17 protein-coding genes are annotated in these 21,522 nt (G+C 70.3%); 6 read left to right on the forward strand and 11 right to left on the reverse strand.

Annotated features, from left to right (window positions below; translation table 11 throughout):
* The first annotated feature begins 601 nt into the window (after positions 1-601).
* Both ACFYNU_RS25755 and ACFYNU_RS25760 read left to right on the forward strand, forming a co-directional pair.
* Entirely contained in the window at positions 602-886 is a 285-nt protein-coding gene (locus ACFYNU_RS25755) for a hypothetical protein (protein WP_356594535.1), read from the forward strand.
* 164 nt (positions 887-1,050) lie between these two features.
* Positions 1,051-1,752: a hypothetical protein gene (locus ACFYNU_RS25760; protein ID WP_356594533.1), complete on the forward strand. Its 702-nt coding sequence runs from the start codon at positions 1,051-1,053 to the stop codon at positions 1,750-1,752.
* Positions 1,753-1,774: 22 nt separating this feature from the next.
* On the opposite strand, the gene eccCa is transcribed toward ACFYNU_RS25760, so the two are convergent.
* Complete coding sequence (eccCa, locus tag ACFYNU_RS25765) at positions 1,775-5,950, reverse strand: type VII secretion protein EccCa (RefSeq protein ID WP_356594531.1); 4,176 nt, start codon at positions 5,948-5,950, stop codon at positions 1,775-1,777.
* Positions 5,951-6,024: 74 nt separating this feature from the next.
* The gene (locus tag ACFYNU_RS25770; RefSeq protein ID WP_356594529.1) at positions 6,025-6,465 is read right to left on the reverse strand and encodes a hypothetical protein; all 441 of its coding nucleotides are present in this window, start codon (positions 6,463-6,465) and stop codon (positions 6,025-6,027) included.
* A gap of 189 nt (positions 6,466-6,654) precedes the next feature.
* Between ACFYNU_RS25770 and ACFYNU_RS25775 the strand changes: the two genes are divergently transcribed.
* Positions 6,655-7,296 (forward strand): hypothetical protein, encoded by a 642-nt coding sequence (locus ACFYNU_RS25775; protein ID WP_356594527.1) that lies wholly within the window; start codon positions 6,655-6,657, stop codon positions 7,294-7,296.
* A gap of 118 nt (positions 7,297-7,414) precedes the next feature.
* Here ACFYNU_RS25775 and ACFYNU_RS25780 read toward each other — a convergent pair whose 3' ends face one another.
* From ACFYNU_RS25780 to ACFYNU_RS25810, 7 genes are all read right to left on the reverse strand, one after another.
* Positions 7,415-7,735: a hypothetical protein gene (locus ACFYNU_RS25780; RefSeq protein ID WP_356594525.1), complete on the reverse strand. Its 321-nt coding sequence runs from the start codon at positions 7,733-7,735 to the stop codon at positions 7,415-7,417.
* 62 nt (positions 7,736-7,797) lie between these two features.
* The gene (locus tag ACFYNU_RS25785) at positions 7,798-10,611 is read right to left on the reverse strand and encodes a right-handed parallel beta-helix repeat-containing protein (protein ID WP_356594523.1); all 2,814 of its coding nucleotides are present in this window, start codon (positions 10,609-10,611) and stop codon (positions 7,798-7,800) included.
* A 31-nt stretch (positions 10,612-10,642) separates the two neighbouring features.
* Entirely contained in the window at positions 10,643-11,989 is a 1,347-nt protein-coding gene (locus tag ACFYNU_RS25790) for an EsaB/YukD family protein (protein ID WP_356594521.1), read from the reverse strand.
* Positions 11,990-12,052: 63 nt separating this feature from the next.
* Complete coding sequence (locus tag ACFYNU_RS25795; protein ID WP_356594519.1) at positions 12,053-12,367, reverse strand: WXG100 family type VII secretion target; 315 nt, start codon at positions 12,365-12,367, stop codon at positions 12,053-12,055.
* 96 nt (positions 12,368-12,463) lie between these two features.
* Positions 12,464-12,829: a WXG100 family type VII secretion target gene (locus tag ACFYNU_RS25800; RefSeq protein WP_356594517.1), complete on the reverse strand. Its 366-nt coding sequence runs from the start codon at positions 12,827-12,829 to the stop codon at positions 12,464-12,466.
* A 441-nt stretch (positions 12,830-13,270) separates the two neighbouring features.
* On the reverse strand, positions 13,271-14,086 hold the full coding sequence (locus tag ACFYNU_RS25805) for an RICIN domain-containing protein (protein WP_356594515.1): 816 nt from the start codon (positions 14,084-14,086) through the stop codon (positions 13,271-13,273).
* A gap of 208 nt (positions 14,087-14,294) precedes the next feature.
* Entirely contained in the window at positions 14,295-16,319 is a 2,025-nt protein-coding gene (locus ACFYNU_RS25810; RefSeq protein WP_388767349.1) for an AAA family ATPase, read from the reverse strand.
* A 294-nt stretch (positions 16,320-16,613) separates the two neighbouring features.
* On the opposite strand from ACFYNU_RS25810, the gene ACFYNU_RS25815 reads away from it, so the two are divergent.
* Both ACFYNU_RS25815 and ACFYNU_RS25820 read left to right on the forward strand, forming a co-directional pair.
* Entirely contained in the window at positions 16,614-17,741 is a 1,128-nt protein-coding gene (locus tag ACFYNU_RS25815; RefSeq protein WP_356594511.1) for a histidine kinase, read from the forward strand.
* Positions 17,738-18,340, forward strand: coding sequence for a response regulator transcription factor (locus tag ACFYNU_RS25820; RefSeq protein ID WP_356594509.1), 603 nt, complete (start codon positions 17,738-17,740; stop codon positions 18,338-18,340). The genes ACFYNU_RS25815 and ACFYNU_RS25820 overlap by 4 nt, the downstream gene beginning before the upstream one ends.
* A gap of 164 nt (positions 18,341-18,504) precedes the next feature.
* On the opposite strand, the gene ACFYNU_RS25825 is transcribed toward ACFYNU_RS25820, so the two are convergent.
* Complete coding sequence (locus tag ACFYNU_RS25825; RefSeq protein ID WP_356594507.1) at positions 18,505-19,620, reverse strand: alpha/beta hydrolase fold domain-containing protein; 1,116 nt, start codon at positions 19,618-19,620, stop codon at positions 18,505-18,507.
* A gap of 153 nt (positions 19,621-19,773) precedes the next feature.
* Here ACFYNU_RS25825 and ACFYNU_RS25830 point away from each other — a divergent pair, with 153 nt between their 5' ends.
* Complete coding sequence (locus ACFYNU_RS25830; RefSeq protein ID WP_356594505.1) at positions 19,774-20,400, forward strand: helix-turn-helix domain-containing protein; 627 nt, start codon at positions 19,774-19,776, stop codon at positions 20,398-20,400.
* A 284-nt stretch (positions 20,401-20,684) separates the two neighbouring features.
* On the opposite strand, the gene ACFYNU_RS25835 is transcribed toward ACFYNU_RS25830, so the two are convergent.
* Positions 20,685-21,437: an SDR family oxidoreductase gene (locus ACFYNU_RS25835; protein ID WP_356594503.1), complete on the reverse strand. Its 753-nt coding sequence runs from the start codon at positions 21,435-21,437 to the stop codon at positions 20,685-20,687.
* Positions 21,438-21,522: the final 85 nt, after the last annotated feature.

Below are 21,522 nucleotides of genomic sequence, written 5' to 3' on the forward strand. Positions count from 1 at the left end.
CCCCGTACGGGACCTACCACCCGGGTTCGCGACTGGCGGATCGCCTGCGACTGTCGTGCCGTCGCCGAGACGCTGCCCCGGCCCGTTGAAGCCGGCCCCCGTACGGGACCTACCACCCGGGTTCGCGACTGGCGGATCGCCTGCGACTGTCGTGCCGTCGCCGAGACGCTGCCCCGGCCCGTTGAAGCCGGCCTCCGTACGGGACCTACCACCCGGATTGGCCACTGGCGGATCGCCTGCGACTGTCGTGCCGTCGCCGAGACGCTGCCCCGGCCCGTTGAAGCCGGCCCCCGTACGGGACCTACCACCCGGATTGGCCACTGGCGGATCGCCTGCGACTGTCGTGCCATCGTCGAGACGCTGCCCCGGCCCGTTGAAGCCGGCCCCCGTACGGGACCCACCGCCGGGATTCACCACAGGCGTATCCGAACCGGTGTTCCTCGGCGGTGTGCCACCGGGCTGGGAGTCCGGGGTGACCCGGGAGTCCGGAGCGACCGGGGGCCCATCCGGGCGCTTCCCGGGGGGCGGGACCAGGCCGGGGGCGTCCCCGGAGCCTCCGGGGCGTACGGCCACGGGCTGCTCCGGGGCAGGGGTGCTGACCGTGTCGCGTCCAGCCACCGGGCCCGGCTTCGGTGTCGAGCCGGGAGACTCCGTCGTCCGCGGGGCCGGCCGGTCCGGTATCGGAGTGGGCAACGGTGGCGTCGAGGAGCCGTCGGCCCTCGTGGAAGGCGCGGGCATACCGGTCGTCTCACCCGAACGACCCCCGCCGGGCCCGCTGCTGGTCTGCTGGCTGTCCGTGACGGACACGCCGTCCTTCCCCCCGGGCACCGGAGGAGCGATCGAATCGCCGTTCCTGCCCAGCGTGTCGGGAACGGGCAGGGAATGATCCCCGCCGGGCGTCCGGGACGGGGGCGGCGGAGCCGAGCCGTGGTCGCCGCCCGGTACAGGCCGGATCGGGGTGGGAGTGACACCTGGAGGCGCGGACGTCGTCGGGCCATCACCACCAGGAATGGGCCTGGGAACGACGGGAACATCCGCGCCACTGCCGAAGTGCCAGCCCAACATGCCGCCGCCGTGTGCTCCGAAACCCGCCCCCGCGACCGCGCTGATCGCCACCGTCCATGTCGCGTCGAAATCGGCGCCCGCGATCTCCGCACCCGCCGCGCCCAGGCCGATATCAAGGCCTACCTCGACCCCCGCGCCCACGACGGCGCCCCCGGTGGCACCGGCGACCGTGCTACCCACTGTCCCCAGCCGGCCCCCGATCGCCGTCAGAACAGAAGTCAGCCGCGTCAGCAGCGAGGTCACCATCGACAACAGCCGCGCCATGAGCGGCCCGAGACCGATCAGAACGAGGCCGGCGATGATACTCAGGATGTTCGCCCACATCGCCGCGTTGAGCTGCTCCGCGTACTCCTGGGCCGCCTTGTGCAGCTCGTCCGCGAAGCGGTTGATCGTCTGGCCGATCGTCCACGCCTGCTCGGCGGTCAGATCGACCTCGGGGCCCAGCGCCTCGTTCCAGGCCGCGCGTGCCTTGTCCCCCGCCACACCGGTGACACCGATACCGTCCGCATGACCGTTGACAGCGATGCGGGACTCATGGATTCGGTCACCGAGCTGAATCCAGGCATTACCCAGAGCGTACATATCCGCGATCTTGATATCGCCGAGTACGGATTCCGCATCTTCCACGGTGGAAACGCCTTCCTGGGCACGGTTGGTTCAACGGTCGCCGGCGGGACACCGCACTGACGGTCCGGACAGCTGACTGGGCTTAGGACACGGGCTGTGTTCGCGATGTGGGCGGGGCTCCGGCAGCGGGCTCATCGCCCCGCCCCTCCCCGTCACCGGCTCCCGGCGGCAGCGCCGGCTCCTCGGCCGGCACGTCCCGCTCATCCACCGCGACCTGCACCAGAGTCGGCTCGTGGCCGCGGCGCACCAGCATTCCCCGGCCGGGCTGACGACGGTGAGCACGCTGCTCACCGAGCAGCACACCTTCACGGTGGTCACCCGACAGCAACAGGGCGCCGGAGCCGATCTCCTTGAGCTTGCTCAGCAACGAGTCCGACAACAGGGCACGCGCGGCGCCGCCGACCCGACGGGCCAGTACGAGGTGGAAGCCCAGCTCGTCCGCCTGCGGAATGAACTGGGCCAGTGGGGCGAGCGGGCCACGCCCCATGGCACCGGCCGCCAGGTCGTAGTCGTCCGCCACGACGTACAGCTCCGGGCCCGCCCACCAGCCGCGCTCGGCGAGCTGCGTGGGCGTCAGGTCGGCCGGAGGCATCCGGGAGCGCAGCGTCTCGGTGAGTGCCTCGACCTGTCCGGCCACCAGATCGGCGCTGCCGCCGCGAGCACCGATGTACTCGTCCGGCACCACGCCCAGCAGGCTGTGCCGGTAGTCGACGATCATGAACCGCAGCTCGCGGGCGGAGTGGCGGTTGGCCAGACCGCGCATCCAGGCGCGCAGGAAAGCGGTCTTGCCGGATCCCGAGTCGCCGAAGACCACGAAGTGCGGGCTGCCCGAGGTGAGATCGAGTCCGACGGGACCCAGGTCGGACTCGCGGAGCGCGACGGGTACCTCACGTTTGCCGAGGGCGGCGCCGTGGCCGTCCCAGCGCTCGGCGGCTGTCGGCGCCGCGGTGGCCGCCATCTCGCCGACGGTGACCCGGTCGGGCAGTACGCGCAGCTCCGGGGCCGCGGGCCGCCGCCAGCTCGCCGCGAGCCTGGACACCAGCAGGCGTTCGGCCTCGGCGATCCCGTCCATACCGTCGACGCCGTCCAGCCGGGGAAGCGCGATGTGGTGGGTGAGCCCTGGGGAGGCCAGACCCCGTCCGGGAACGCTCTGGCCGAGAGCGCGTGCGGCCGGGCGGCTGATCTCGGATTCGGAGGGGTCGTTGAGCCAGGTTTCGAGACGGCCGGGAATGTTGTCGCGCAGGCCGACGCGGATCTCGGCCCAGCGGTTGGCGGTCATCCACAGATGGACTCCGACGCCGAGGCCACGGGCGGCGATGTCGGTGAGGAGGCCGGCGGCGTTCTCGTCGGAGGTGTGCAGTGCGCCCCAGTTGTCGACGACCAGCACGATGTCCGCGGCGCGAACGCCCTCGGGCAGGTCGCCGTTGGCGCGCCGGGTGCGCAGCTCGGCCGCCGACTGGATCCGCAGGTCGCGGAACATCCGCTCGCGCGCGGTGACGATCCGGCCGACCTCGGCCAGCACCCGGCGGACCCGCTCCTCGTCGCGGCGGCCCGCGATGCCCGCGACATGCGGGGCGTCGCTCAGACCGTGCAGCGAGCCACCTCCCATGTCGATGGCGTAGAACTGTAGTTCGTCAGGGGTGTGGGTCAGCATGGCGCTGAGCATCGCGGTGCGCAGGAAGGTGGATTTGCCGCTCTGTGGTGCTCCCACCAGGGCGATATGGCCCTGACGCCCCGTCAAGTCCGCCGTGAGGGGGCGTTGTTCCTGGCGCGCCGGTACGTCGAGCACGCCGATCGGGAACACCAGCCGACCCGCGTAGGGCCACAGGGAACAGCGCAGACCCAGCTCGGGATCGGCTTCCGGCTCGCCGAGCAGTGAGCTGAGCGCGAAGTGCGCGGGCAGTGGCGGCAGCCATACCTGATGTCCGGGGACGTCCTTGTCCACCAACCGCTCGACCGCGATCTGGAGTTCGGTCGCGCCCGCGTCCGGGGTCCACTCCCCCCGGGTCTCCTCGGTCTCCTCGGGCGCGAGCGGCGCGAGGTCGCCGTGTACGGCGAAGGGGACAGGTTCCGTGGGCGTGGCGGCGGTGTCGGAGTCCCGGTCGCGGTAGGGGGCCGAGACGTGGGCGACGCGGAAGCGTTCGTAGACCGACTCGTCCACCTTCAGATAGGCGGAGCCCGGGATGGCGGGCAGCGCGTAGGCGTCGGGGGTGCCGATGACGGCACGGGACTCGGCGGCGCTGAAGGTCCGCAGGCAGATCCGGTAGGAGAGGTGGGACTCCAGGCCGCGCAGCCTGCCTTCCTCAAGGCGCTGGGTGGCGAGCAGCAGATGCATCCCGAGCGAGCGTCCCACGCGGCCGATCTGGACGAACAGGTCGATGAAGTCCGGGCGTTGGGAGAGAAGCTCGCCGAACTCGTCGACGATGACGACCAGATAGGGCAGGGGTTCGAGGGGGTTGCCGTTGATGTCGGTGCCACCGGCGGCCTGGCGGAGCTGGTACTCGCGTACCGAGTCGACGTTTCCGGCCTCCCGCAGCATGCGCTGACGGCGCTGCTGTTCGCCCTGGAGGGCCTTGCGCATCCGGTCGACCATCGCGAGGTCGTCGGCGAGGTTGGTGATCAGGCCGGAGACGTGCGGGAGTTCGGTGACGCCCGCGAAGGTGGCGCCGCCCTTGAAGTCGACGAGGACGAAAGCCAGGTGTTCCGGCGCGTGCACCATGGCCATGCCGGTGACGAGTGTGCGCAGCAGCTCGCTCTTGCCGGATCCGGTGGCGCCGACGACCAGCCCGTGCGGACCGATGCCGCCCTGCGCGGACTCCTTGAGGTCGAGTTGCAGCGGTTCGCCGGTGCCGGTCACGCCGATGGGGACGCTGAGCAGGTCTTTCTCGTCGGGGCCGCGTCGCTTGGCCGCCGGGTCGAAGGCCGCCATGTCCGCGAAGCCGAGCATCTGCGAGAGGGAGACGTCCTCGGAGAGGACCTGTTCGCGTTCGCCGGACAGCATCAGCGGGGCCAGCGCACGCGCGGTGGCCTCCAGGACGGCGGGCGCCGGCTCGTCGAGGGCGCCTTTCTCGATGGCCGCGTGCAGGCCCGGCATGCGCCCCTCCAGGGCGAGTCCGCCGCGCGCGTCCGTTCGGGCGCGTACGTCGACCCGGCCCGGTTCGGAGCCCTCTTCCTCCACGAGGCACACCACGTGCACCCCGAGGTCGGGGCCCGCCTCGGTGAGCAGGTCGTGCAGGAGCGCGGACCGGGCCCAGGAGGCCTCGGGCTCGTAGTCGTCCAGGAAGACGACCAGGTGTCGGCGCGGGCCGCTGTCACGCTGCGGGACGAGACGGTTGCCGCGTTCGGTGCGGGCCGCGGTGGCCTGGTCGAGGGCGGCCCGCAGATAGTCCTGGAGTCCGGCGACGTCGTCGGCGAGCAGGGGGACGATCTCCTGCTCGTGGCCCGGTGCCTGATGGTCGGGGTCCTGGGCGTGCGGCAGCCACTTCGCCCAGTTCCAGGCGGAGTTGCCGCCGGTGACGACGGCGACCCGTACGTCGTCGGGGGCGTGCAGCACGGAGAGCTGGAGCAGCATGGCCTGGGCCAGTTCGCGGGTACGTGGACGCGGACCCAGCAGACTGACCACCCCGGCCGCCCGCAGGTCGATCCAAGCGGCCTGCCCGTCCACGGTGCTGTGCGCCTCGACGAGTTCGGCGGCGGCGTGCTGGCACTGGGCATCGACCTCGATGGTCGGGTCGCTCTGCTCGGGAATGCGCAGGGCGTCCGCCAGCGGCACCGTGCCGGTGCCGAGCCGCAGTCGCAGGAAGTCCTTGTCACCGGGGCGGCGTTCCCACACGCGCCGCCGCTGGGTGGCTATCGCCCACAGCCGCTCGGGGTGCGGATGCAGCCAGGCGTCGGCGGCCTGCTGGCCGATCCTGCTCAGCAGGGCACGTTTGCGTACTCCCGCCAGGTACTCCAGGTAGCGCTCCCGCTGCCGGAACTGGTTGCGGCGCCTGCTCCCCCGCATCTGCATCCGGACACCGATGGTGATGCCCACGGAGACGATGACGAAGGCGAAGCCCAGAAGGATCATCCACGCCCTGCCGTAAGCCACCATGTACGCGGCCATGCTCACGCTGGACATCAGGGGCAGGAGAAGCATCAGCCAGCCGGCCGCGCCCTGCGGCTGGGGCCGCTGGGGCGGGGAGGCCAGTTTCGTCATGCCCTCCGGCATCGGTGGGGGCATCATCCGGACGGGGCGGTGGAACGGAGTTCGACTCACGGTGGCTGCCTAGCTGACTGTCGAAACGCGGGACACGGGACACGGGAGGGGAAGGAAGAGGTACGCGGCAGGACTCAGTAGGGGAAGGTCATGGTGACCGCCGTCCGGTTGGTGTCGGTCACCTCCTCGGGATCACCGCCACCGCCGCCCGTCCCGGTCAGGTTGGTGATGAACTCCGCGAAGATCTGGGTGATGCCGTCCTCGGCCGCGGTGAAGTTGCCCGAGGCCATGCCGACCCCGTCCGCCAGCGTGGGCAGGACCCCCAGGGTCGGATCCTCCACGGTGCCGAACAGCTCCGTCATGACCCGCGTCCACTCGGCCTGCACCACTTCGGCGTCCGAGGCGGCCTGGCCCTGCCACGCCAGGCGCAGCCCGCTCAGCGTGGTTTGGACGGTCTCGATGCGCTCGACGACGGACAGGGCGAGTTTGACCAGCGCCTGGGACGTGGTGTGCATGCCCATCGGGGACACGTCGATGACGGAGGTGTCGTAGTTGGCGCTGTCGCTGTCAGCCATGACTGACCTTCCTCGGGTGACGATTCGATAAATCCCGGAGGTACAGGGGGATTTCACCGAAAGAGAGATAGTGAGACCGCACTGACAATTGGTTATATAAGTGGTAAACCTGGCGGAAGTTCCTCGGGGACCGCCCCGGCCGCGCACACCGGGCCGGGAAGTCGACGAGCAAGAGACGAGGGAGACAACGTGACCGAGCCGATCGACTCGCAGTACGACGAGACGCCGCTGCCCGAGCCGGAGATGGTGGACGAGGACGGCGACGGAGCCGCCGATCCGTCCGAGGACAACGGCAAGGACCTCAGCCACCTGGTACCGGAGACGGAGGTCGCGTGGGACGTGCCGCCCTCCTTCAACATCGACCCGAAGGACTTGTCGGGGGGAGGCGGGGACGAACCGCCTCCGGAGGAGGCCCCCGAACCCTCGGGAGACCTGCGGGCCGACCTCGGCGCGCTGCGTACCGCGGAGAAGGCGATGCTCGTCGAGGCGCGCACCCTGGTGGACAAGTACGAGGAGACCCGGGCCCTGGTCGCCGCCGTCAAGGGCACCGTCTTCGGGCAGGGCGCCACGGACGCGTACGAGCGGGGAGGGGACAACAGCAACTCGATGTCGTACGACCCGCAGGAGGGCAAGTCCGTCGCCAACCCGTTCGCCGCGACCGGCGAGGCGTTCGCCGCCGAGATGAATCCGGCCATGGAGCGCGCGCTGCTCAAAGTCGGCTCCACCATCGAGAAGCTGGGCGAGTACATCGCGCTGCTCAACCACTCCGGGCAGATATACGCGGAGGCCGACCGGAAATCCCGCTTCCCCGCCCCTCCGGGCAACGCCTGAACCGCCAGGCCTCGCCGCCCCGTTCCGCACGCGCGGGGCGGGGCGGCCGTGTGCCGTGGCGTGGCGGCGGGCCGCACCTCGGCCGGCCCGCCCCGTCACGAGTGCGCCGCGGCGCCGCTCAGGCACCGGGCTGCCCGTCGGTCACATTGCCGTAGTTCGTGTACTCCGCGTTGTAGTAGTTCGAATAGCTGGAGTTCATCCGGACGAGGATGTCCTCCAACAGCGCCTCCAGATCGTGCTGGGACGTCTGGAACCACGCCTTGATGTCGTCGAAGGATCCGTACGACGGGCTGTTCCAGGAGAGGCTGATGTCGGCCATCTTGGAGTCGATCGACCCCATGTCGGTCGTGATCTCCGCCGACTCCCGTTCCACCGTCCCGATCGCTTCCTTCAGCGCCTCGAGGTGCGCGCGCCATTCGTCCATGTTCGGGTCCGCCATGGGGGAGACACCTGCCTTTCACCGGTCCGAAGTCCTCTGGGGGTTCTGCCGCGCCGTCCCGCTCACAGGACCGCTCCCGGGGGGAGGTCGACCGGCAGGAGCGTGGTGAGCAGTTCCTCGTCGGCCGACGCCAGATCGACGGCGCTCAAGCCGAGTTCGCCCACGCGCTGCGCGTGCCTCTCCGTCATCCCCTGGAAGACCTGCCGCGCGGTGCGCCCGTTGCCGAACTGCTCGCCGCGCGGCAGGGCTTCGAAGTAATCGTGCAGCGCGGCTGTGGTCTGCGGCGCGAAGGCGTACTCGTGGCTGTCGGCCTGGTGCTCGACGATGCGCACCAGCTCGGCCGAGGAGTAGTCGTCGAAGTACAGGGTGCGGGTGAAGCGTGAGGCCAGGCCCGCGTTGGACTCCAGCAGCCGGTTCATCTCCGTCGGGTATCCGGCGACGATGACGACCACCTCGTCGCGGTGGTCCTCCATCAGCTTCACCAGCGTCGAGACGGCCTCCGCGCCGAAGTCGGTGAACTGGCCCTGGGGTACGAGGGAGTACGCCTCGTCGATGAAGAGCACCCCGCCCAGCGCGCGCCGGAAGACGGCGGTCGTCCTGGGCGCGGTGTGCCCGACGTACTCCCCGACCAGGTCGCCCCGGTCGGCCTCGACGAGATGACCGCGGCTGAGCAGACCGAGCGCCGCGAGAAGGCCGCCGTAGAGACGGGCGACGGTGGTCTTGCCGGTGCCGGGGTTCCCCGCGAAGACCAGGTGCCTGCTCAGCGGCGGCGGCGCGAGCCCGGCGTCCTGGCGCACCTTGACCATCTGCATCAGCTTCGTGAGCGTGACCACATCACGTTTGACGCCTTCCAGGCCGACCAACTGGTCCAGTTCCGCGCGGAGTTCGGCCAGCTTCGCGGCGGCCGTCTCGGGGGCGTCGGGATCCTGCTCCCCCACGCCCGCACCCGAGACCCCGCCGGCACCCGCGCCCGAGGCGCCGGCGGGGCCGACCGTAGCGCGGACGCCGGGCACCGTGGTCCTCCCCTCGCCCGCCGGCGGGGGCGGCAGGGTCGGCAGCACCGGATCGGCCACGTCCTCGACGCGGCAGTCCTGCGCGTACACCTCGGCGTCCTCGTCCCGCAGCAGATCGGTCTCGGTGCCGTCCACCGCGCAGCGGCGCAGCACGATCCGGGAGCGGGCGCCGGCGTAGACGGCCGGGAAGCGGCTCCCGGTGAGGTAACAGTCCTCGTACTGCCCCTCGCCGCCGTCCCCGACGTACAGCGCGTTCTTCGCGGCGGACTCGATCGTGAGGCCGTGGACCGTGGGACGGGCCCCCGCGTGGACGACGACACCGCTGCCCCGGGACTCACGCACCGTCCCGCCCCTCACGAAGCCGGTGCTCCCCTCCTCCAGGAGCAGGCCGGTGGTACTGCCGGTGATCGTCACGTCCTCCAGCAGAGCGCCCGTGTCCCGGCAGACCCGGACACCGGTGTCGCCGGGAGAAGCGACGACGCATCTCGCCAGCAGCGGCCGGTGGGTGGTGAGCAGGCGTACGGCCTCGTGGTCGCCCTCCACAAGGCAGTCGCGCAGGGCCGCGTCGCCGCCCTCCACGGACACCCCCGTCAGCCCGACGTCGGTCACCTCGCAGCGCTCCGCCACGAGTTCCGCCCGTTCGGTGACACGCGCGCCGTACTCGGGAGTGCCGCCGATCGCGCAGTCCCGTGCGCTCACACGCGCCGAGCCGCCCAGATGCACGGCCGTGTAGGCGGTCTCCCGTACGGTGCACCCGGCCAGGGTGACCAGGGACTCGCCCGTCGCGTACAGCCCGTTGGCGCCCGCGCGGGCGAAGGTGGAGTCGAGCGCGGTGGCCTGCCCGCTCACGCTGACGACCAGCGCGGTGTCCGCGCAGTCCACGGCGCGGACCGAGACCAGTTCCGCGACGGCCTCTCCGGTGATCAGTACCGCGGCCCCGGTGGTGTGGTGCACATGGCAGCCGGTCAGCGCGATCGCGCTCCCGTCCTCCGCCAGGACGCCGGAGCGCGCGGTACGGAAGATCTCACAGTCCCGCAGCCGTACTCCCTGGGCCGATTCGGCGGGGCGGTCCCCGGCATCGGCCGAGAAGTCGGCTGCCACGGGGTTCCGGTCCACACCGGGGAGCCGGTCGTCCCAGGGCCGGGGGCCCTTCGGTCCCGCCGAGCGGCCCGCCGTGCCGCGTACCCAGACGCCCTGACCCCCCGCCTCGTGCACTCGGCACTCGCGCAGCTCCGCGGAGGCGTGCCCGTCGACGAGGACGCCGGCGGCGCCGCTGCCGCGTATCTCACAGCGGGTCAGGGCCGCGTGCGCCCCGGCGGTCACCACGACGCCGCGGCCGGTGACGCCGTCCACCAGTGCCTCGGTCAGTTCGAGTGACGCCTCGTCGTCGACGATCACACCGTCCCCGGTGCAGCCGCCGACCGTCAGGGCTTCCAGCGTGGTACGGCTCGTGCCCGTCAGACGCACCGCCGCGCCCTCGGCCTGCCGCACCGAACAGCCGCTCAGCAACGGGGCCGCCGCCGCGGTCACCTCGATACGGCCGCCGGTGATCTCGCAGTCCCGCAGCACCGGTTCGCCGCCGCGCAGCAGCACCGCGGCCTCGCGAGGCGCCGGGGAGACGAGCGCGAAGCCGCGCAGTTCGGGGCGGCCCTCGTGCACGGTGACGGCCGGGCCTCGCGGAGCGACCAGCCGCACCGTGCCCTTGGCGACCAGGACGACGTCCTTGGACAGCACAAGACTCTCGGTGTACGTCCCGGCCTGCACGGTGATCACGTCGCCGGGCCTGGCGTCCCTGACCGCCGCGCCGATGGAGCGGTGCGCTCCCCAACTGCCCGGTGCCACCCGCTGTGCGACCGACTTCACCTCACGCACCTCTGGCCGGTCCGCCCGCCGGTCACAGATCGCCGCCGAGGTTGGCCAGCCAGCCGAAGAGGCCGAGGACGCCGGCGGTGAGCGGCAGGGAGGCCACGATGAGAGCGGTGACAAGGCCCCCGGGCCAGGTGGGCCGCTCCGGCTCGATCGGGCGCAGAGCCGCCCCGAAGGCGAGGAACAGCCCGGTGGCGACCAGGACGGCACCCGCCGCGAACCCGGCCAGCGGGCCCGCGGCCTGCGAGTCGAAGAGATACTCGGGCACCCGCACGGACAGCGCGAGCAGTCCCAGCACTCCTGCGGCCAGCTGCGGGACGACACTGGACAGCACGCGCAGCGAGCCGGCCTGGAGCAGCAGCCCGACACCGACGCAGCCCACCAGGAAGAGGCCGTACACGTCACGGGACGTGGTCAGGGTGACCAGGGAGGCGGTGAGAACGGTGGCGGTGACGATGCTGAGGAAAGCGAGCAGCCCGTTGCCCCGGCGGACGACGGCGGCGACATCGTCGCTGTCCAGGGCGGGGGCGCTGGTGTCCGGGCCGTCGGGCACGAGCACCGCGATCTGGCTGGCGATCCGGGGCAGCAGTCCGGCCAGCAGGAACATCACCAGGGCCACCACCGCCGCCGAGCTGGTCAGACTCGCGTCGAACACGACCAGCGGCGCCACGAACAACGCGGTCACCAGCGTGAGTGACAGGAGCACCACGGTGGCCGGAGCCGCGAACGCGACCACTCCGGCGAGCGCGCCGATCACCGCGGTGCCCATCACCAGGAGCGGAGTGACCACCGGGCCGTCGACCGGCGCGCCCAGGCCCACGCAGGCCAGCAACGGACAGGCGGCCAGCGCGAGGAGCTGGCGCACCGAACGCGGCAGCGGCCAGTTCTTGCGCTCGGAGTACCAGGCGAGCAGCGCCGATGACAGGGCGGCCAGACCGAAGAACAACACGGCCACGCCGGCGATCCGCCGCGATCCGAGCCACGCGGCCGAGAGCACCATGGCCACCAGCCCGGCGCCGAGGACGGACTGGGCACGCCGGCGAGCGCTCCACAGGCCACTGTCCTCACGGGCGTCCGCGACCTGTTCGTCCAGGTCGGTGACGGTCAACTCGCTCAGTTCCGCGGCCCGCTGGTCGCGCAGATACAGGGTGGCACCGTCCACGATCCCCGCCCCCGACAGCGTGTCGCCGGGGGCCATCGGGGCGTCTCCGGACTGGGCGAGTGTCCAGACCTGGGGCATGCCCTCGGACTCGGGCTGGCCGCACAAGGTGGCGAGTCGCGGAACGTATTCGGCGATCGGAGCCTGGGTCGGGAGCGCCAGGTCGACCTGCCTGCGTTCGCCGACCACGGTGACCCGGCAGCGTTCATCGGGCACGGACGTTTCCTTCGGTATTCGTAACGCGGAGGCGTGGAGTGGTGGGGTGGGAAATGCGATGCCTCACTGCCGCCATGTCGACACGTTCGCCCATTCGGCGTCGCTGTAGTTGTTCCAGTTGACATTCATCGCCTGCGCGATCCGGCCGAGCACGCCGTCCTCTCCGAAGAGGCCGTTGGCTGCCAAGTCCCACCCGTTCTGCATGTCCTGGTAATAGGTGGCGGCCTCGCTCTCCCGCCACGCGTCGGCCAACGGCGCCAACTTGTTCTTCAGCGTGATGAGTTCACCGGTGACTTCTCCGGACCTGGCGTTGATGGTGCTGCCCGCGAGTGCGAGCCCCTCGCCTACGTAGATGGGTGTGCCGTCGATGTTGGCCATGAAAAACGCTCCTCGAACGCGCGCGGTCCCGCATAGAAAGCGGAGATGAACCGGCTGAATACGCGGATGGGATCAGAGTGCGGATGAGAGTGCAGATCAGTTGAAGTTCGTTCCGGACGGCGGGTCCGGAACGTCCGCGCCCAGCGCGTTGAGGTTGTTCAAGTTCTGCTGCTCGGTGTCCTTGTAGTTGACGTAGGTGCCCTGAAGTCCCTTGGAGATACCGTCCAGGGCGTCGTTGATCATCCGTGCGTAGATGTCGTACTCCGCCATCATGGTCTGGAACTGCACCTGGGCTATGCCCTGCCAGCTCGCCTCCAGGCTGGTCACGTAGCTCTTCAGGTCAGCCAGTTGTCCGGCGATCTCCGCCGCCGTGGTGGCCGTGCTGGTGGAAGCTTCGGCCAGATATTCCGGTGTCACCCGGTACGTCACACCACCGACGCTTACGGAAGACTCGTCAGCCATATGGGAATCCGCCCTTCTCGACCGTTCCCTTGTAGTCAAACACCACCACGGCATTGAACGGACCAAGTGAGCAGCACCTGAGCAGCTTCTGAACACAACAGGGAAGCCGTGCTCACCTTGCCGGAGTCGTGTCCGTCGTCGTATGCGCCGGACGACCATTCCCGGGACAGTGCTTTCGCACGCGCGACATCTCCCGATGCGTTTTACGTCGCGGAGTCATCGCTTTCCTGGGCAGGAAGGAGAAGGCCTTGTCCGGAGCTTGCCGAATGATTTTCCAGGGATTGCTCAAAGGTTGCTTTCGCGACCCCGACCCCGCCCCGACCACGACCCGCCCCGACCCCGGCCTTCGACCCCCGACTCACATGGCCGACCACGCGAAACGCCCGGCCGGGAAAACCCGGCCGAGCGCCTGCGTAACCTTTTCGCGACCCGATCGCAGGGTCAGTCAATCAACTGCCAGCGGCTGTCGTCCCGTGCACCGCACGGGCCGATCACCAGCCGCTGGGCCGGCTTCATCTTCTCCGCACCCGAGCCGCTGACCTTGAGGCACAGATGGTTGCTGGCGTAGTTGCGGATCATGACGCTGCCGTCCCCCGCCGGGTCGAACCACCACAGCTGGTTGTCGCCCATGGTGCCGGTGCAGTTGGCCTCCAGGAGCGCGGTCCCGGCCGGCTGACTCCCGCGAGTCGGCAGGTCCATGCAGAGACCGTCCTTCAGGTTGGCGAACTGCACAAGATCGACGCCGCCGGGCCCGGCGCCGGGACGAGGGGCCGTCATCCTCCACCGCTGGTTGTCCTTGTCGGTACCGTCGCAGTGGTACTGGTTGACGTCCTCACCCCTGCTGCCCGCCTTGTAGTAAGGGATGTCGGCGCACAGCCCGGTGACCACATTCTTCAGCAGCAGCGTGCGGGACGAGGCTGTCAGCGTCCGCAGCTCCGCCTCTGCCCCCTTCTCCGTCTCTTTCTCCGCCTGCTTCTTCGTCGGAGAGGGCGGCGGTGGGACAACAGGGTCCGGTACGGGCCGCTCGATGCCCGAGCCGGCCCCCGGCGCGATCTCCTCCGTCACCTTCGGCGCGGTGGACCGCGGCGGAGGAGGCGACGTGGCTGTGCTGGGCTGCTGCGTCACCTTCTCCTCGGCCGCCAGCTTGACCTTCTCCGCCTTCTCGTCGGCCTGGTAGCTGCGCCACGCGCCCACCCCCAGGGTCGCGCCCGCGACGAGCGCCAGTACGGCCACCGCGCCGGCGACCCTGGTACCCATCCGCGGACGCTCACCCGGCTGCTGGGCGCTGGTCGTCAACGCGTCGACGAACCGCGCCCGTTGCCGCCGTTTCGTATCGTCCTGGTCGATTTCGCTCAATGCCCGTTCCCAACTCGCAGTGGCTTCAACAAAGGAGCAGCCGGCCACCCCGGGGGCGCGCGCGAGCCCGGTCCCCGGACACGCCCCGGCGGACCGGGCCGCGCCGGACTCATGGCGGCACCGGTTCGTACAGCTCGCGGTCCCGCAGGAGTTCGGCCGCCGTCACCAGCGAAGCGGAGAGCCGGCGCCGGTAGGTGCTGAAGGACAGCGCCGCCCGGTTGGCCGCGGCCTGCTGGCTGCGCGGCCCGCTCAGATAGGTGATCTCCAGGACCTCGGCCAACTGCCGTTGGCCGGGCTGCGACCGCAACTTCAGCACGGTCTCCGTGAGCACTTGGCGCAGCGCGGCGGGGCCCGCGTCGGAGGCCACCAGCCGGGTGCGGAGCAGCGCGCTGTGCGCCAGTTGCTCCGGTTCCGAGGCATTCTGGTAGGCGTGCTTGACGGCCCCCACGAACTCCGGCCACGGCATGGCGGGGGTCACCGGTTCGGCGACCGCGGACGAGGCCGCGGGCTCGTCCGCCAGCAGCCGGTTGCTCAGTTCCTCCGCCCAGCGGGCGAACGGCACACGGCGCCAGTCCCACACGTACGCGGACATCGGCTCGCCGTCCGCGCGGCCGGCCCTCTCCCCGGTCTGCCGGCCGTACAGACCGAGCAGCCGTGAGAGTTCCCTCTGGTCCTGTGCCACGCAGGTCCAGCTCACCGCGAGACCTGGTGTGGTCGCCCACAGCGTGGTGAGGGCGAAGCAGGCCGCCACCGCGCTGCCGGTGCTCCAACGACCCAGCAGCAGCCGCCCGGTGCGTCGTAACGGCGACGACCGGTCGGCCAGGTGTTCCAGCGCGAGGTGCGCGACCGGATCGTCGGGCAGGTCCGTGGCGTCCGGTTCCAGCGAGGGCGCCACGAGCGTGCCGACGACACCGCGTTCGTCCTCGGCGAGGACGAACGCCGAGGGCTGCCGATCCCACCACTGCCGGGCGAGACCGCGGGCCCCGGCGCCGTGCTCCGCCTCTATCGCGTCCAGCACCGTGGGCAGGTCCTCCGGGCGCGCGGCGCGCAGTTGGAGACGGTCCGCCCCGTTCCAGTCCGCCGCGTCGCGGACCACGGAGTTCGCCCTGCCGAGGTAGGCGAGGCCGGCGCCGAACGCCCAGCGGCCCCCCGTACGCCGGGTCAGCCGTTCGGTCAGATGCGTGTGCAGCCGGCGCAGCAGGCGCTCGTACGTCTCCGGATCGCGCCAGCGCAGATCGACCAGCACCGCTTCTCGTACCAGTCCGTGGGGTATGAGACCGGCGGCGGTGCTGCGTACGAACGACAGTCCGTGCAGCCAGGCGAACAGCGCCTGGGCCTCGGCCACCGGCACATCCAGGGTGCGCCGCACCAGTTCCTCGGTGGTGACCCTGGCCAGCGCCAGTACTTGGAGCGCGTCGGTCCTGGCCGCCGACGGGGTCTCCCGCAGGAGCTGTTTCAGCAACTCCCGTGCCAGATCGGGTGAGTCGTACAGATCCCGCCCACCGCCCGGTCCGACGGTCCCCGCGGAGGTTTCCCTGTCGTCGGCGAAGAGCGCCAGAGCCAGCGGCAGTCCGTGCGCGGCCCGGACCATCTCGGCCACCGATGTCTCCGGCACACCCCGGTTGCGCAGGACCACGGCCGCCTCGGCGTCGTTCATGCCCGGCAACCGTATGCTGCGCAGCGCGTGCCACCACTGGGGGTCGGTACGCCACTCGGTCTCCGGGGGGCGGCGCGAGCCGACCACGACCAGCAGATGCGTGGGCATACGGGGCAGGAACTCCTCGCGCAGCCACCGCTCCAGCGAACCGAGCGACTCCGCGGAGTCGATCAGCAGCAACTGCGCGTCCTCGGGCGGTCCCTGCGCCGTGAGTGCGGCCCAGAAGGCATCCGGTGTCGCATCCGTGCAGCGCATGTCGACGGTGCGTACGGCCCTGCCGTGCGCCCGCGCCTCGTCCGCGAACCGGAGCAGCAGGGTGCTCTTGCCGACACCTCCCATGCCGTGCAGCCACACCATGAAGAAGCCACGGGCTTTGTTGTGCAGCAACTCGCGCAGCAGTCGCAGTTCGGCGACGCGTCCGGTGAAGAACTCCCCCCGCAGCGCGGCCAAGACGTTTCCGTGGGATTCGACGGACATAGGCGTGGGGGCTTCCGAATCTCCTGAGCTGGTGTACCACCCTGATCTCGATCGGCTCACCGCGAGCGATCATGAAAAGGGGGTCGGGTCACTTCGTGGCGGAGCGCCGGCGGGTGCGGCCACCGGTGACGACGGGTTCAGCCGCCGGTGGCTCGGGCATGCGTCGATCCAACCGGCCGTGACGCGCTCCCGGTAGTGGCTTTTCATCACGTCCGCGCCATGACATTCGTGACGGCCGGGCATGACGTGGTGTCACTGGTGTACCGCGGGACCAGCACGGATACTGGCCGGACGATGTCTGAAATCACCGAGCCGACGTCAAAGGGACGGCTGCGCCGGCTCAACCTGATCACGCTGCTCCCGGTGCTCGCTTTCAGTGGGGTGTACCTGGTAGCGCTGGACGCCGAGTCCTGGTCGGACGCCGTGGTCCTGGGCCTGGGTGTGGCCGCGACGCTGGTGGCCTTCATATCGTGGACGGCGGGCAAGCTGGCCCGGGTCGCCGTGCCCTGTTTGATCATCACCGCGGGCGTCTGGCTCTTCGGTGCGCTGGCGGCCGGGAGCGGCAAAGCGATCTTCGGTCTGTCCATCGTGGGCCCGCTGGTCGTACCGCGGCTGCGCCGCCATCGTGCCGCAGCCGCCGTCACCCTGGTCAGCTATGTCGCCCTCGTGGGCGCGGCACGGTTCCTGGTAACGGATGACGACCCGCGCCAGGTGCTGATCAGGTACGTCATCGTCCCCGCGGGAGTCACCGCCATCGTGACGGGGCTGATGTTCCCCAACAAGAATTTCTACGACGTCGTCCAGGAGCTGGAGGAGTCACGTCAGCATGAGGCGGAGCTGGCCGTGGTGCGTGAGCGTATGCGGTTCGCCAGCGACCTGCACGACATCCAGGGTCACACCCTGCACGTGGTGAAGCTCAAGGTCGCCCTCGCACAGAAGCTGCTCCATCGCGACCCCGGCCGGGCGGAGCAGGAACTGCGCGAGATCCGCTCTCTCGTCGGCGACACCATCACCCAGACCAAGGAACTCGTCTACGCACAGCGCCGGCTCAACCTCCCCGCCGAGCTGGAGAACGCGAAGAACCTGTTCGAGGCCGCCGGCATCCAGGTCCACATCCGCCGCGTGGCGGACGTGGACAGTCGCGCGGGCGAACTGCTCGGCCAGGTCCTGCGCGAGACAACGACCAATATCCTGCGGCACGCCCAGGCCCGAGAAGTGCGGATCACCTTGTCCGAGTCAGGCATCACCATCGTGAACGACGGCGTACCGGACACGCCGCTCCCGGAACTCAGCGGTCTCGCCGTTCTCCAGCAACGCGTGGCCGACAACGGGGGGAAGCTCACGGTGGACCAGAAGGACGGGCTTTTCCTGACCGTCGCCGACTTCCCGTCGCCCGGTCCCGAGGCACAGGAGGCCCGATGACCACCATCGTGATCGCCGACGACGAGGCACTCCTGCGCAAGGCGCTCGCCGCGCTGCTGCCGCTCGAGGGCGACATCTCCGTACGCGCCGAAGCCGCGGACGGCGAGGAAGCCGTACGGGCCACCCTGCGGTACCGGCCGGACGTGCTCGTCATCGACCTGGAGATGCCCGGCGTCGATGGGCTCAGCGCCGTCTCGGCGATCCGCAGCGTCCGCCCCGACCAGGTCATCCTCATGCTGACCCGGCACGCCCGGCCCGGGGTGCTGCGCCGGGCGCTGAAGCTCGGTGTCCAGGGATTCGTCAGCAAGTCCGCCGAACCGGCGGACATCGCGTCCGTCATCGCGGCCCTGCACGAGGGACGGCGCTGGATCGACCCGGACGTCTCCGCGCTCGCCCTCATCGACGACTGCCCGCTCACCGACCGTGAGATCGACGTCCTGCGCGCCACGGCCGACGGCTACTCCGTCGCCGACATCGCCGGTCAGCTCCACCTCGCCGAGGGCACCGTCCGCAACTATCTGTCCAACGCGATGCGGAAGACCCAGACCCAGACCCGGCACGAAGCGGCGCGGTACGCCCGCGAACACGACTGGCTGTGACCACGCCGACCCGTGATGGGCCACGACTTCGGCGGCACGCACGCCGCCGAAGTCGTGACCGAAGAGGTCCACAGATGCGCCGAACTCGGCCAACTCCCCCACCGGCCGGTCCCGGTAGCCCTCAGCGGTGGCACTGAATCCGGCGCTCGGTCTGCCGCAGAACCTCACGACGGGAGGCCGGCAACGAAGCGTTGCACACTCCGGACGGTCTCCTCGTACATCTCCGGGACGGCGGCCCGGAACATCAGATCGCCCGCGTGGCCCGTGCCGGCCACAGTCCGGGACGTCGAGTCGACGCCGGCCTCGACGAGGGCGCGGTGGTAGGCCAGCCCCTCGTCCCGCAGCGGGTCGAGCTCGTTGACGGAGATGGCGTGCGGTGGCAGCCCGGCCAGGTCCTGCGTGGTTGCGTGAATGGGCCAGCAGAGAGGATCGGTGGCGTGCTCGGCACCGGGATCGTAGACCTCGGCGAGAATGGCGGCGGCGTCGCAAGCCATGAGGTAGCCGTCGTTCTCGACGAGCGACGGAAACGCCGCTTCCCGCTCCTCGGCGCTGCGCCCGTAGAGTCCGGAGATGCACGGGACCAGGGAGTAGACGCCGTCGATGGCGGCAAGCCTTCCCTCGCGCTTGGCGCGGATCGCGGTGGCGAGCGCCAGATTGCCCCCGCCCGACTCGCCCGCGACCGTGAGCGTGGATATCCCCAGTTCCTCACGGTGCTCGTGCACCCAGTCGAGCGCTGCCGCACAGTCGTCGAGGCCGGCCGGGAACGGGTGGGGACCGAGCCGGCCACCGCCGTTGCGGAATTCGACGCCGACGACGACAAGACCGCCGGCGGCCAACTCGTCGTGGAACCGGGCGTAGATGGGGCCCGAGCCTTGGAGCATCACCATGCCGCCCCCGTGCAGATAGACGATGCCGGGCAGGGGGGCGGAGGGGGCCGGGGCGGAGGGGGCCGCGGGCCGCGACACGTACAACTGGATGTCGTTCCCGGCCGGACCGGGGATCGTCTCGGTGTGGTGGTCGAGGCCGGCGATCGGTTCCAGGCCGGCGACGAGCGTGGCGAAGAGCTGCTCGGACCCGGCCTCCGCGGCCGTGACGAACTCGAGAAGTCGCTCCCGCGAGGCGTCGGGGCCGAGCGGGGCAGGCACGGTGTCGTGATCCAGACCGAACCGTGCCAGCGCTTCCACCACTCGTGGATCGGTGCGCGGGTCGGTACGCAGATTCAGGGCGTCGTCGCCCAGGCGTCCGGGCCGCTCATTCACCTTGGTGCTGTCCGATGTCATTCTCACGCCTTCTCTCGCGCCCGCCCACGGCGGGCCGGTTTCCCGCAGGATGCGCAGCCCTAAATGAAGCTCGACAGTATCAGATCACCATCGTACTGATACATGCATGCATCATTTATGCTCGGTAGAGTGACTCCGGACATGGGACGCGCAATGAGAGACACCAGCCCTCCGCGACGGCTGCGGGCAGACGCGGAACGCAGCACGGCTCGAATCCTGGAGGCGGCCGAGGCCGTGCTCGCCGTCGACTCGACCGCTTCGCTGGAGCGGATCGCGGAGGCGGCCGGGCTCACCCGAGTCACGATCCACCGCCGCTTCTCCTCCCGGAAAGCCCTCATCGACGCCTTGAGCGCGCGGCTCAATGAGCAATATCTGCTCGCGCTCAAGCAGGCGCGCGCGGAGACGGCGCCCCCGGCGGTCGCGCTGCACCGCCTGACCGAGATCATTTTTGGGCTCAAGATCAGCCACCGGTTCACCATGGACCTCAACTCGGACTCCCTGACGGGCAGGCCGCTGCTCAGCCGAGAGGCCGCGGACGGTCTCGACGCGCTGTTCGCACGGCTGCACAGCGCCGGAGCGATCACTTCGGCCGACCCGGCATGGGGACGCCAGCTCTATCTGACCCTCCTGTGCGAGGTGGGCGGACTGCCCGAGGACGCGCCCAGCTTGACTGGCGCGGCGAACGGCCAGTGGGACGAAGCGGGAGCCCGGACCGATCTGCTGGTGGCCACGGTGATCGGCGCACTCGGCGGACGGAACGGTCGCACCACCGCCGAGTAGCGGACGGAACCGTCGAGCGGCGGACAGAAGCGTCGGGCACCGGACAGAACCGTCGAGCAACGGGCGGAACCGTCGAGCACCGGCAACGGGCCTCGGTGGCGCGGGACTTGCCCCAGGGCGGGGTACGGTGCCCGACTCCCCCGGCCGGCGCTCGCGGTAGTGGCTTCGCGTCATGTCCGCGCCATGACGTTCCGGGCAGTCACGCATGACGCGGTGTCACTGGTGCACCCGGCGGTTCCGCACAGACACTGGCTGCACGATGTCCGAGAACACCTGGTGCCCGCTCAGATCTGGTTCGCGCCACCATCGACGTAGAGGTTCGCGCCGACGACGTAGCTGCTCTGTTCCGAGGCCAGGAAGGCCACGACCGCGGCGGCCTCCTCAGGCCGGCCCATCCGCCCCTTGGCCACGGTCGCGGCGGCATGTTCCTTGACAGCCTGAGCGGTCTCCTCGTCGCCGAAGACCGCGGCGCCCCCGGGAGTGTCGATCCACCCCGGCGAGAGCACGTTGACCCGGATGCCACGGTCCTTGAGTTCGTTGGACCACGTCCGCGCGAAGGAGCGGACGGCCGCCTTCGACGCCGCGTACGCGCCGAACGCCTCTATTCCACGGTCGCCGGCCGTCGAGCCGACCAGAATGACGGAGGCTCCGTCGTTGAGCAGCGGCAACGCCTTCTGCACGGTGAACAGCATGCCTCGGGTGTTGATCGCGAAGGTCTGGTCGAAGTGCTCCTCGGTGGTCTGCTCCAGCGTCATGAACGATGCGACCGCCGCGTTCGCCACGAGCACGTCCAGACCCTCGCCGCGCGCCTGGACCGCCTCGTAGAGCCGGTCCAGGTCCTCCGACTTCGAGATGTCGCCGACGACCGCGGTGGCCCGGTCGGCTCCGACGGTCTTGACGGCGGACGCCAGTTCGGCCTCGCGCCGGCCGGTGATGAACACGTACGCGCCCTCGTCCGCCAGTCGTACGGCGGTGGCCAGACCGATACCGGTGCCGCCCCCGGTGACCACCGACGTCTTGCCATCCAGCTGTCCCATGTGGGTGTCTCCATCACTCTCTCGATGCCGATCCGTTCGCTTTCGATCCTGCGGGAGATCGGGGAGACTATCCATGACGCAGAGT

The organism is Streptomyces sp. NPDC006643 (assembly GCF_042870175.1).
Lineage (GTDB): Bacteria > Actinomycetota > Actinomycetes > Streptomycetales > Streptomycetaceae > Streptomyces.